Here is a 13,184-nt window from a genome sequence, read left to right on the forward strand (position 1 = left end):
AAACAAGAAGAACATCACGGAAACAAGCGGTTTATCGCCGAATATGAAGCTCTTTTGGGCAAGTACAGAGTCAAATACGATGAGAAATATTTGTTTGCGGAACCGGAGGATTAGAGGCTATCTAAAATGCCGTTCCTAAAGAACTAAAATGGGGTTGAGTGAAGGCATCATGCTATCTAAAATGCCGTGCCGATGGCACTTAATTCATTGTGTGACAATCGTATGCTATCTGAAATAGCGTGCCGATGGCACTCTGGGCCTGGGCATGAGAGGCATGATGCTATCTGAGATAAGCTTACTATGGAACTCAGTTGGTGAGCAGAGTGCCTTCACCCATCCTCCCTCAATAGCTCTTAGGGCGCTTATAATCCAGCTTTACCTTCAATACCCCATTTATACCTATCGACGAAGTTAGATCGCCCTGTCACTTGGAAAATCGCGTTGTACATCGTGTTCAAACGAGTTACACAATCAGCATTGCTCTTAGCTAAGATATCTTTGAGCTTCGTCGCATTACCCTGATAGAAGGCCAATTTGATCAGCAGCTTCTTTTCCGCGGGGCGGATGCGGCACTCCTTATTCTCGTTGAGTATGCGGCAAAACCCATTATACATACTCAAGGGCTTGCATTCCTCGCTGCCTTTAACCCCTTCATAGCTGATGTAGATCTTCGTTGCCTCATATCCGTCCTTAGCCAGTTTCAGATCATCAATTTCTTCCCAGGGCTCATAATCCAGCTTCAGGCTCACTTTCTTGGGATCATAGCTCTGCTGAGCGATCTCATCCAATCCGGTGAACCACAATTCGCATTCGGGCATTAATTGGCAGCGCATCATAGATTTCATCTGTACTAAGCATCACGGGAAACGGTTTTTCCCTTTATCACCAAATTCTCGGGCTCAGATTGTATTCACTCTATATGGATGAGTACAAGGTGACCTCAAATGCATCACCCTCTTCTGTCAGCATTTTCGGCATTTCATCGTCTTTCTGAACCACTGTGACAATAAAAGCCTTGGCAAATCTGATGAACTCTCTCAAAAATCTGTTGAACCGAAACCAGCTAGGTATCAGCATAAATTTACAGTAATCGTGAAACAAATACGTCTAGAAACGTCCAAAGCCAGCCTTATCTATCTCTCTGCTTGACAAACTGATACGATCACCGTGACAAGTGATACCGATTTGAAGATTTGGGTGAGAATATAAATCTTTTTTTAGGATGCTTTTTCTTTGCATGAGCATGGTGTAGTAGTAGAAAATAACTCCGATTTGTTCTTATGCTAAGAATCTACTTGACCAATTAATGTAGAACATAGGAAAAGAGATGGATGAAGAAAGTATTGATAATTTGCAGTGGAAATTCCTGCCGAAGCATTATGGCTGAAGCACTTATAAACCATTTTCTGAAAGGAACTTGGCAAGCCTACTCCGCTGGAACTCATCCCTCACATGTTCATCCTTACGCTATTCAAGCATTGCAAGAGATGGGAATCGATGTAGAAAGCTTACGGAGCAAATCTATCTCAGAATTTTGGGAATCTGAGGATCTGGATTTGATAGTCACGGTTTGCGACAACGCCAAAGAGAATTGTCCCTCTTTTTACAAACCTATTCCCCGTATCCACATGAACTTTGAAGACCCTGTGCGTTATGGCGCTAAAACCTTCGACGAAGGCATGCAAGGATTTCGCAAAGTTCGTGATGAATTAATTTCGAGACTATTACAGCATTTACAAGAGCAATGCCACTAAGCAATATAACTATAACTGTAAAGCGTACCAGCAGGCGTAAAACTCTATCGATAAAGGCAATAAACGGTAATGCTTTAATCGTTAAAGCACCACAAACCGCCAGCCACGAGAAAATCCGGGAGATTCTAACTCTGAATCAACAAAAGATCCATGCATTGCTCAAACAAGCAGCAGAGCGCGATAACCGTGTAGATTATATTTCCGGATATAAAATTCTGTATATGGGTGGCGAGATTAGTCTCATGTTCACCGAACAAGCATACTTATGGCGCTTTCAGGAAGATAAACAAGTGCTTTGTATCGATAAAGAATTCCAGAAACAAACTCCCACAGTACTAAAAGATTTTTATAATGCCAGAGCGGAATGGCTGCGGATTAGATGCCGACAACTTGCTGATCAGTATGATTTTAAACCCAAAAAGATATCATTGCGCTGGACTACTTCAAAGTGGGGCTCTTGTTCCTTAGAAGGCAACGTAAGTCTCAGTAAATATCTGATTCTCGCCCCTCAAGAGATTCAAGATTATATCATCATGCATGAACTCTGTCATTTGCTTCAACCCAATCACTCCTACGATTTCTATGCTCTACTTAGCAGTTTAGATCCCTTGCATAAAGAACACAAGGATTGGTTAAAGCAAAATGGTTTCAGATTATCTATATATAGCCCCAATTAACTATAGCAGTTTTTTGGGGGGCTCTATGTATTCATCCTGATTCTGGTATCGCCATGAAAGAAACATCCTATCCAGTAGCGCAACTAACCCGAATAGTAGCATAGAGAGAGCTATTATCACTATTATCACGGCAAAAACATGGGCTGTGTGGAAGGATTTTGTAGCTCTAGTCATGTAGATACCTAATCCCGCAGAACCGCCCAACCATTCACCAATAACGGCACCCATCACGCTGTATGTAGCGGCAAGCTTCAACCCAGTAAAGAAACCCGGTAAGCTTGCTGGCAGTTTGAGATAGCGAAAAGTCTTGTATGCGGATGCCCCCATCGCCTTCATCAAACGAATCTGATCCACTTGCACCTGCTGAAACCCCTCAAACAAACCCAATGCAATAGGGAAAAAACATACCAGTACTACTGTAAAAATTTTCGCTGAAATGCCATAACCAAACCAGATAATGATAAGTGGTGCCACTGCAATGATTGGTACCGTTTGTGAAATTACCAAATATGGATAGATAATCTGACGAAAAAGCTTTGAAATATCCATTGCAAGTGCTGTAACAGAGCCTATTGCAACACTAATTATCAGCCCTGTTAATGCTGCGCTAAGAGTAGGTTTTAGATGGTGCCAAATGAGATTGTGGTTTTGGATAAACACTTCCAGCACAGATTTGGGCGAAGGAACTATCCAAAAGGCAATCACAGCCTTAGCGCTGATGTATTGCCAAAAAATAATGAGTACTACAAGAAACAATATGGGGTAAAGCTTGCTTTTCACATCTCCCCTACCATCCGGATTTCTGTTTCCAGATTCACCTTAAACCTATCATATACAGTTCTTTTTACATGGTCGATTAGATTCAATACATCCTGAGCTGTTGCTTTACCTAGATTGACAATAAAACCGCAATGTTTGTCTGAGATGGCAGCATCACCTATACGGAAACCTCTTAAACCGCATTCATCAACCAACTTTCCGGTAAAATGCCCAAGCGGACGCTTAAATACAGATCCGGCACTGGGCAGATCCATCGGTTGTTTCTCATTTCGCTTTTTGTCCAAGCTTTCCATTTTTGTCCAAATCTCTTGAGGATTGGCATACACTAGCTTGAATACTGAACTCAAATGAATTAAGCCCAAGCTTTGCAAAGCGCTGTGGCGATAACTAAACTCATGCTCAATTTGCTTAAGATGCAAAATTGGATTGCTGCTTTCTAAATTAGCTAAGGTTGGACTAATACATTTGCTGCAATACAATACGTCTTTGATTTCCCCCTCATAAGCACCGGCATTCATAAACACAGCTCCACCTACTGAGCCGGGTATGCCACAGGCAAATTCCAAACCGGAGAGCCCTTCTTTTTGACAAAAATAACAAAGGTCCTTCAACGATACTCCCGCATAGGCAGATACATAATTTTCGTCTTTGCTAATCTTTTTAAAGCCTTCCATGCTAATTACCAGACCCCGAATCCCTTTATCTGCAATTAGCAAATTAGTCCCCTTACCTAAAACAAACCAAGGGATATTGTGCCGAATTGAGTATATTAAAAGATTTATAAGTTCTTTTTGGCTTTCTGGTTTTGCTAACACATCTGCCGGACCGCCGATCTTGAAACTACTATATGGTGCCAGAGGTTCATCTTGGAGTAATCTGCCCCCTGCCATCATACTCTCAAATTGCTTACATAATTCATTCATATTATACTAAAAAACCTTGTTATTTCTGTAATTAGCTGCATCTCATCCTTCAATTCAATGTGCTTGCCAGGTAGAATGGCTTTGAAGTAAGAGCCATAACGCTTATGACTAACTCTGCTATCCATAATTAATACAATGCCTCTATCACTCTTAGAGCGTATTAAACGCCCAAAACCTTGACGAATCCTGAGCAAAGCATTCGGCAGCATATAGTGCATAAATGAATCCTTGTTCTCTCGTTCCAGTTTATCTATATATGCTTCTACCAAAGGTTCGGAAGGGACTTGAAAAGGTATTTTGTATAAGATTAGTAAAGAAAGCGAATCGCCTTGAACATCCACTCCTTCCCAAAAAGACGAGGTTCCCAAAAGAATGGCATTGTTGGTCTTTTTAAATTCTTCCAAGATGCTGCTGCGGCTACTGCCTTTACCCTGTGCAAAAAATGGCCGTTGGGCATGATACATTTCGTCTGCAAGCTCATCAAAAACAAAGTCTAGATCTCGATATGCCGTAAATAATGCCATTGTGCCCACATCAACCATTTGAAAAATTTGTTTGAGGCAAGAGATTGCCTGATGCGGAAAGAATCTATCCTTGGGTTCCGGAAGAAAGCTTGTGATAAGCAATTTGGACTGTTGATTGTAATCAAAAGGAGACTCCACAATGCGCTCTACTACTTTTTTATCTTCCAACAAACTAAGTCCGGATTGGTTTAGGAAATAGCGAAATGATCCTCTAAGCGCTAAAGTGGCAGAAGTGAAAATTATTGAAGGCACTTGAGAATACATTAGCCGTTTTAAGAAAACATTTACTTCGATTGGCGCATAGTTAAACACAGCAGCCGGGACATTACGGTCTGGGCGAGGATTATTCTCAATCCAGAGGGCATAATCATCCAAATCCGGCTGGCTTATGCTCAATAATACTCCTTCCATTTCCGATAGACGCATTATATATGCACTTATTGCCTCAAAATGTTGATCGTAACCAGCTACTTGTTTACTCTCCAGTGCGCTAATCACATTTTCCAAGGCTTGAGCAGATTTTAAAACATCCTTGAATAGAAGGCAGAACTTTTCGAGAAGGGAAAAAAGATCTTTGGCATCATCTTTGCTTTTAATGCGCATTTTATTGTAGGAATCTGCTGCTGTGCACATGGCAGAAGCCAAGTTGAAGATGTCTAAAATGGGTTTTCGCACTACATCAATTACATCTTCTAAGTGTTTCAGGGTACTTAGGCTCTGTTCCCTTTTCGCTTCAGATATCGGGCTTTTAATCAATGCCTTTTCCAATGTAGCCAAAAAACTCTTACTGTGCCTTCGGGAAGAACCCGCTATTTGATTTATCAGAATAATCACATCGGCATAGGAAATTGAAGCACCTAGATGTTTTGAAGCAGAAGCCATCAAATTATGAGCTTCATCTATTACCAGATAGTTGTATTCTCCCAAACTGCTATTTTCCATGCGCATATCTGCCAAAAGCAGAGCGTGGTTTGCGACAACTACAGATGCTGTCTCAATTTCACGGCGCAAAGTCATAACATGGCATCTACGAAAATGCTGGCATTTTCGATTCCCGCATAAGTAGCGATCTGAACAAATCTTACGCCATGTAATATTGTATCTGCTTCTATCGAAAGACGAATTCTCGGAGATATCGCCAGTAATGGTTTGCAACTTCCATATATACAGATACATCAAGGCTTGGGCATCCCAATTGTTCAATTCTTTGGCACTTTGGCTAATCAGCTCTTCCCAACGCCGTTCACAAATATAATTTTCTCTGCCCTTTATAAGAACCGCCTTGAACGGTACCGGCAAAATCTGAGCTAATTGAGGAAGGTCTTTATAGAAAAGCTGTTCCTGCAAGTTCTTGGTGTTTGTGGAAACAACTACCTTAGCTCTGTTTTGGCATGAAAACTCAATTGAGGGCACCAGATAAGCAAAAGACTTTCCTACTCCAGTTCCTGCTTCTACTACAAGGTGTTCCTCGTTTTTGAAGGCATCTGATACTGCTTTTGCCATTTGCAGCTGACCCAAACGAAACTCAAAATTGGGAAATCGATGTGCAAATAAGCCATCTTGCGAAAACACTTCTTCAATTTGGGGATCTTTGGTTGCAGGCAAACTGTTATCAATAATGTTGTAGTAGGGGCTTTTAAGTTGGGCACTGGGAGGAGCTGAAAGTGCGGTTGAGCGTTGAAAGCGAACTATTTCCTCGAAAAAGGTTTGGCTGGGGCTTTGTGCCATCACAGCAAAACCTTGCAAACGAGCATTTACCAGCATGCTGAACTTTAAGCTAGCGTAATCTGCCAAAGCAAGAAGCAATTTTCCGGTTGCCATAGCATCAGCATCTGCTCTATGGGCATTATCCAGAGGAATATGAAAATGGTTGAGCACGGTACCCAATTTGTGATTTGTCGTAAAAGGCAGATACACTCTACTTAATTCAGCTGTATCCCATGTTGAATTATTAAGTGGAAATTCTCCGATTTTGCCAAAGTTATAGTTGATGAAACCCATGTCAAAGGATATATTGTGCCCTACAATAATATCTTTACCGACAAAATCTCCCAGTTTCCGTAAAACAAGCTCGATGTCTGGGGCATTTTCCAATTCCTTCATGCTTATATGAGTTAAAAACACGATAAAATTGGGTACCTCATCTTTGGGTTTTACGAAGCTGTTAAATATCTTATCTACTTTACCGTTTCGAAAGCGAATTGCAGCTATTTGAATAATTTCGTTGTTCCGCTCTGAAAGCCCGGTAGTTTCAATATCTAGCGCAGTAAAATTAAGGCCTTCAGAAAATATCATCCTTCATCTCGAAATAAATTGTAGCGCTGCAGTTTTTTAATCAGCCCCTGTCGTGATAAACCCAGATCTTTAGCTGCCTGAGTTTGATTCCAGTCGTATTTTACCATACAAGTAAGTATCATTTCCCGCTCCAATTCCTCAACTGCATCCTTGAGGTTCTTTTTTCTGCTTAAAAGATCTATGGTTTTATTATGTTCTTTGAAGCGAAATACTTCCTCAGAGAAATCGGATGAATGAATGAATGTATTATCTTCAGCTAAGGTTACTGCGCGTTCGATTTCGTTTTCTAACTGTCTTACATTACCAGGGAACTCATAGTTTTCTAGAGTTTTCATTGCTTCTTCGGTAAAGCCAAGTACATTCTTGCCTATGCGTTTGTTATATTTATCCAAGAAATGTATAGCTAAAAGCGGAGTATCTCCGGGTCTGTTTTTTAGCGGTGGCACTTGAATGCGAATTACATTCAAGCGATAGTACAAGTCCAAACGAAAATCACCTCTATTTACTTTCTCTAGAAGCGGTACGTTGGTTGCGCATACTACTCGTACATTCACTTTTTCTGTTTTAGTAGAACCAACCCGCTTTATTTCGCCTTCCTGCAAGAATCGTAACAGCTTGGCTTGAGTAGATTGGCTAATATCTGAGATCTCATCCAAGAAGAAAGTACCCCCATCGGCTATCTCAAACAGCCCCTTTTTGTCGTATGCAGCACCTGTAAAACTGCCTTTAACGTGTCCAAACAATTCACTTTCTAAAAGAGTCTCGGGTAATGCTCCACAATATTGGGCAACAAAAGCTTTATTGGCTCTGTTACTACTGTAATGCAATGCTCTGGCAATTAACTCTTTCCCTGTGCCGCTATCGCCCTCTAACAATACAGTAGTGGGAGTATCCTTTACCTTTTCAACAATCTCAAATATCTTCAGCATTTCCGGGCTCTTACCAATTATATTGGCATATAAATTCCCTTCATTTAGTTGTTCCCGAATGATGGCATGAGTTTTTTCCAGATTGGCGCCACGGATGTTCTCGATAATAACAATAATCTGATTCGATAGCGCATTTAGCAGATTAATTATGCGTTCACTAAAATAATGGGAACCGCTCTTACAATATAGTAAAACCGCTCCCAAATTGTTATTGCGGATAGAAAGCGGGATCAAAAGAATATTGTTATATGCAGAAGCAAAATGGGGTTGTTTGTAGTTCTGAACTTTATTTTCCTGGTGAACCTCAGCACAAAGATTCATAAAGAGATCGTAATCCTTATCTTCTGCCGAGAAATTCCTAAATATCTTAAATTCCCAAGCATCTGGCAAGCTCGTGCTATTGTGCAAACAAAGCATTCCTCCATCTGCTTCCGATATCTCAATCAAGCTATTTAGCGATTGATCTATAATCAGATCCAGATCTGTAATCGTATTCAGTTTTTGGGTAATCTCATAAAACTGGTTCAGCAGATTTTCTTCAAACTTAATCTCCTGCATTTGCGAAGAGAATTCGCGGGAGATTCTTTGCATAAGGATATCGTTTTGCTCCAAGAGCTTTATAGAGCCATAATTTTGGATAACTTTCTTATTGTTTTTTAATATCTGTAACGCGGGCTCCCATTCCTGCAAATCGAAGAGTACTCCTGCCAATTCATAATTTGCCAAAGAAAGCTCGTAATTACTGGATATCGCAACGAAAAGTTTTATCGCTTCTTCCAAGTTTTTCTTACAATTCTCTAAATTCTTCCGCTCCAAAAGTGCTCGTAAATAGAATGTCCAACCTATTTCAAACTCATTTTGCTGCTCAGTTGCCAGTTTCATAGCTTCATTCAAATAGTAATCTGCGCTTTCGGCATTATGGGTCATGATAAAATAGTAAGCCTGATTTTGGCAACCCTCAATTATCTTATCTCGTGCACCTAATGCCTTGAAGAAGTCAAAGCTTTCCATCAAGTATGGATAGGCATCCTTATACTTATGCAATTTTGTGAGTACAGATCCCAAATTGCCATACAACTCTGCCTTAATATATTCATCGCTAACCGATGGTAAAAGCTCCAATCCTTTGAAATAGAGATCGTAAGCCAGATTTAGCTCACTGCTTTTTTCGTATACTTCGCCCAAGTTATTAAATGACCTCAGCAAACCTTCACCAAAACTATTTTCTTCCGAGAGCTTAATTGCTTTTTCATAGTAAGCTATCGAATCCTTCCAATCGCCTTTTTTGAAGCTTAACGCTCCCAAATTATTCAGAGACGCCACAATGTTTCTAAAGAAATTAAAATTTATAGAGGTCTCCAGAGATTTCTTAAGTGCATCTTCTGCACGGTCAAACTCTCCGTGATCCATCATAGTAACCCCAATATTATTGTAGATATTGGTAATATTGTATGGTTCCGAAAGCAGACGCTGAATCTTGAGAGCTTCTTCCAAGTAGTAGATCGATCTGGCGGCATCACCCTTATCATCCATCAACCCGCCCAAGTTATTAAAACAAACGGAAATCCCATTTAGGTTATAGTGTTCTTTTTCCAAAGCAAGGCTTTTTAGAAAATAGCTTTCACTTTTTTCCCATTCACCCTGAAACATATATAAAACCCCAAGGTTATTATTTATTGCCGCTAATCCCGAGTGATCTTCTACCAAAGAATACAATGTTTCCGCTTCTTTAAAAGCTTCTTCAGATTGATCCCATTCATTAATGTAATAGTGGATCTTACCGCGTATCTTTTTGGCTTCAGCCTGGATCAAATGCCTTTTCTGTTGATCATCGATGCTGTTCATAGTCTGCATAACCAAATCCAAGGTATCGAACGCTTCCTTGAAATCTTCACTCTCGGCAAGGATATCACTTTTCAACAGCAAAATCCGAGATTTCCAATAGGCATCTATAGTTGTGGGAGAGTATTTTTTTATTATCTCCAAAGCAAAACTGTTAGAATTTACGGCAAACAGGGTATTGGATAAATTAAACACTATCTCTTCGGCTGGAAGATTGTTTTCTGTGCAAATATGTAAACACTGCCGGTAATAATCTATAGCTTCGTCTTTTTGCCCTATACTGGCATGGCAAGCTGCAAGCTTAGAAGTGAATCGAAGCTTTTCTTGGGAATTCTTGGCAAAGGGAAGAATGTAATCGTATAAAGATATGCAACTCTGCGCATCCGAGATCAGAATAAAGCGATGCAAATTGGTATTGAACAAATCTGCTTTATAGGTATCGGACATGATATTCAAGCGCAAAAGAACCTGATGCCGTGTATTCTGCTTTTTAAGATACGCCATTATCTTTTGGGAGAGCTGATTTGGCAAACGGGATGGATCTTCTTCTATCCAAAGACCAAATGCACTTTTCTTTTGTACCACACATCTTTCTTCCACAATGCGAAGCAAACCACTTTTTTCCAAAATCTTGGTATCTGCTTTCAAGCTCTTACGCCCTAATACTTCAGCAATATCAGCTAAATGCATCCCATCCAAAATGTATATGGCCATCAATAACTCAATTTGATTCTTACTCAAATCTTGCAGGTTTTGATAATATACTTCATGTGAATCGTATGTTTTTTCCAAATAGGGACTTAGATCAAATCCTTGCTTGGTTTTAACAGCTGACATCTCGGCAAATATCCGCTCCAGGATCATTAGATTGCCGCCAGATATCTTGTGTAAGATTTCTCCTTCGGAAATATAGCTCAAGCCTGCACTAGGGAAGATGCTCCCTAACAGCTTTTGTAAATCTTCTGCTCCCAAACTGGGCAAATTCTCTTCATCAGAAAACGGAAATAAGCGCTTCTGCGAAAGAGCTATAATCTGAATTCCAATCTCGGAGGCATATTGCACAAGATATTGCAAAAAATCTCTGCTATACGAATCCAATACATCACAATCGTCAACAATCAATACTATCGGTTGCAAAAGCTCACGTTTTAGCAACTGTTCCGTTATATAGTAGAAAAAATCGTACTTCTTGGTAGTATGGAATTTGGAAAAGTGCTCTTCATATAGCTCATTTTGAGCCTCTTCGTCCAAGCCCGTAAGTATCCCCAAAATTTCGGAAAAATGGTTGAAGTATAAAGGATGAGGGCTAAAATACTCAATATGTGAATATGTCTCTTGCAAAAACGAGATGATGGGCATTATCAGGTAACTTTTCCCTGAACCGGATTTACCGGTAATCTCAAGCAAATGACTACAATCTTTTTCTTGCACAAGCCGCAACACTCGCGATAGATCAAATCGCTCCGAAACAAACTCGTGCATCTTCTGATACAGCTTTTCAGGCATTCTTTCTTCTCCTGAACCAATTAGTTGACAGTGCAACTGTAAAAAGAATTGACATACTGTCAAGTAAAAAAGCTATATTTTTGCTCCCCCCATTTTTCATTGACAGGTAAGAAGTGTAACATGGGGTGTCACTTTATACCGATACTGCAATTTACATCTCAATTACCTTTTGAGCATAAGCAATCGCCAACGGCTGATGAGAAGTTATAATAATTGTCTTCTCCCCAAAAAGCTCAAAGATGAGATCCATAATGCTTTTTGCATTCTCATGATCCAGATTAGAAATAGGTTCATCCAATAGTATCAGATCTGGATCGCATAGCATCAAGCGCACAAGTGCAATTCGCTGTTTCTCGCCTCCCGAAAGCATCTCACCGCCTTCACCAGGCATGGCAAACAGGGCCTGAGTATTGCTCATGTAATTCAGATTTACTCTTTTAAGAGCTTGAATTATCTCTTCTTGAGAGCTTTGCGGAGAGCCATATCAAGATTATCGATCAAAGGAATACTGTAGAGAATGCTATTTTGGCTCAGGTAGCCTATCTTTCTACGCAGGTATGCTTTATCCAGTTCTCGTACATCCTTGCCATAAAAAAGGATTCTTCCGCTCTTAGGCTTTAGCAATCCGATTATGAGGTTCAATATTGTAGTTTTTCCTTTTCCGCTTTCTCCCACAATAGCTAGCTTATCCTTTTTGTGAACCTTGAAACTGAGCTTATTTAGCATCATAGCTTTAGCGTTTTCTTCCTGATAATCAAAATCCACTTCCTCAAAGCTGAGAATTAAGTCTGTGGGTTCCAGTTTCGCATCGATATTTGATCCGGACTGAATAAACTCTTTGTTCAAATCTGTTTCGGATAATGTTACTACTACTTTACGATAAGATACAAGGGACGTGGCAATGCCATTGTAATAGCGCGCAATGCCAATAAACGGAGAGTAGAATCTGCCCATGTATTGGATAAAGATGAGAAGCTCGCCAACGCTAATATTGCCGGTTTGTACTCCATCTATCCCTACAAAGAGCACAACAATTGTGTTTACAATTCTGATCCCACTGGTAAAAGGAAAGAGAATCATTGTTGTGCCAAAGCTGCATTTTTGCAAGTGGAGGTATTGGTCCAAAGAGTTCTGATATTCTATTTCTTCATCATCTTCTTTGGCAAAAAGTTTGAAGAGCATGAAACCCTTAATTCTCGTAATAGCAGTGTTGCTTAATAGGGATAACTGATCTCTGATGCGTGAAGCTATAAGAAGCTGACGATTGCCAATTACAAAACTATTAAAGATCACCAACGGAACGGGTATCAGCATTATCCAAGATAGCCGAGAGGAAATCCTGAAACACAAATATGTCATAAATAGGACTTCGAATAGATTCACTAATAAGCCGTTAACCGGAGCAACAAGAAGACCTCTGATGTTTTCCACATCATTTATCTGACGCAATGAGCTCTCACCGCTGCTAAGGCTACTTAAGTAAGTATAATTACTCCGCAGGAGCCCGGAAAAGAGTTTCTGCCGCAGATTTCGCATTATATTTTCGGCATTTAAACTCACAAAATAGCCTCGCAGCATTGATATTAATAAAGAAAGCAAGGAAATAACGAGAAATAAGATAAGAATGTTCGTAGTGCTGCCAGCATCACCGAAAATGCTTAAGTAGAGAGGATATAACACATAAGTTTTGATACCCGCGGGATTCATAGTGATGGTGTCGACAATCATGCCCATTGCCTGCTGGGGTAATACCGCCACTAGTGCGTCCAGTACTACTAAAAGGATTACAAGAAAAAGCAAGGGATTCAAAAAATACTTATACATATTATCCTCTCATACGATTTTCTGTTTTTAGCTTGAGCTATACGGGTATTCCATGAATTTGCGTTTCAATAAATTCCAATACTTGAACTGGGCTCATCGCAGAGGTGTTTAGAGAATTGGGATATTCTGC

Annotated in this window: 7 protein-coding genes and 1 pseudogene; 2 read left to right on the plus strand and 6 right to left on the minus strand. The window is 40.1% G+C overall.

What is annotated here, in order from left to right:
* Positions 1-362: 362 nt before the first annotated feature.
* Positions 363-836: a hypothetical protein gene (locus tag LHW48_08805; GenBank protein MCB5260549.1), complete on the minus strand. Its 474-nt coding sequence runs from the start codon at positions 834-836 to the stop codon at positions 363-365.
* A gap of 495 nt (positions 837-1,331) precedes the next feature.
* Here LHW48_08805 and LHW48_08810 point away from each other — a divergent pair, with 495 nt between their 5' ends.
* Together LHW48_08810 and LHW48_08815 are read left to right on the plus strand one after the other, a co-directional pair.
* Complete coding sequence (locus LHW48_08810) at positions 1,332-1,754, plus strand: arsenate reductase ArsC (GenBank protein MCB5260550.1); 423 nt, start codon at positions 1,332-1,334, stop codon at positions 1,752-1,754.
* On the plus strand, positions 1,745-2,431 hold the full coding sequence (locus tag LHW48_08815; protein ID MCB5260551.1) for a M48 family metallopeptidase: 687 nt from the start codon (positions 1,745-1,747) through the stop codon (positions 2,429-2,431). Before LHW48_08810 ends, LHW48_08815 begins: the two co-directional genes overlap by 10 nt.
* On the opposite strand, the gene LHW48_08820 is transcribed toward LHW48_08815, so the two are convergent.
* From LHW48_08820 to LHW48_08840, 5 genes and pseudogenes are all read right to left on the minus strand, one after another.
* On the minus strand, positions 2,432-3,211 hold the full coding sequence (locus LHW48_08820; GenBank protein ID MCB5260552.1) for an ABC transporter permease: 780 nt from the start codon (positions 3,209-3,211) through the stop codon (positions 2,432-2,434).
* Positions 3,208-4,134, minus strand: coding sequence for a UDP-N-acetylmuramate dehydrogenase (gene murB, locus LHW48_08825; GenBank protein MCB5260553.1), 927 nt, complete (start codon positions 4,132-4,134; stop codon positions 3,208-3,210). The genes LHW48_08820 and murB overlap by 4 nt, the downstream gene beginning before the upstream one ends.
* The gene (locus tag LHW48_08830) at positions 4,131-6,953 is read right to left on the minus strand and encodes a DEAD/DEAH box helicase family protein (GenBank protein ID MCB5260554.1); all 2,823 of its coding nucleotides are present in this window, start codon (positions 6,951-6,953) and stop codon (positions 4,131-4,133) included. The genes murB and LHW48_08830 overlap by 4 nt, the downstream gene beginning before the upstream one ends.
* Positions 6,950-11,230, minus strand: coding sequence for a sigma 54-interacting transcriptional regulator (locus LHW48_08835; protein MCB5260555.1), 4,281 nt, complete (start codon positions 11,228-11,230; stop codon positions 6,950-6,952). The genes LHW48_08830 and LHW48_08835 overlap by 4 nt, the downstream gene beginning before the upstream one ends.
* A gap of 162 nt (positions 11,231-11,392) precedes the next feature.
* Positions 11,393-13,054: pseudogene (locus LHW48_08840) on the minus strand (ABC transporter ATP-binding protein/permease).
* Positions 13,055-13,184: the final 130 nt, after the last annotated feature.

It is taken from the genome of Candidatus Cloacimonadota bacterium (genome assembly GCA_020532355.1).
Taxonomy (GTDB): Bacteria; Cloacimonadota; Cloacimonadia; order Cloacimonadales; family Cloacimonadaceae; genus UBA5456.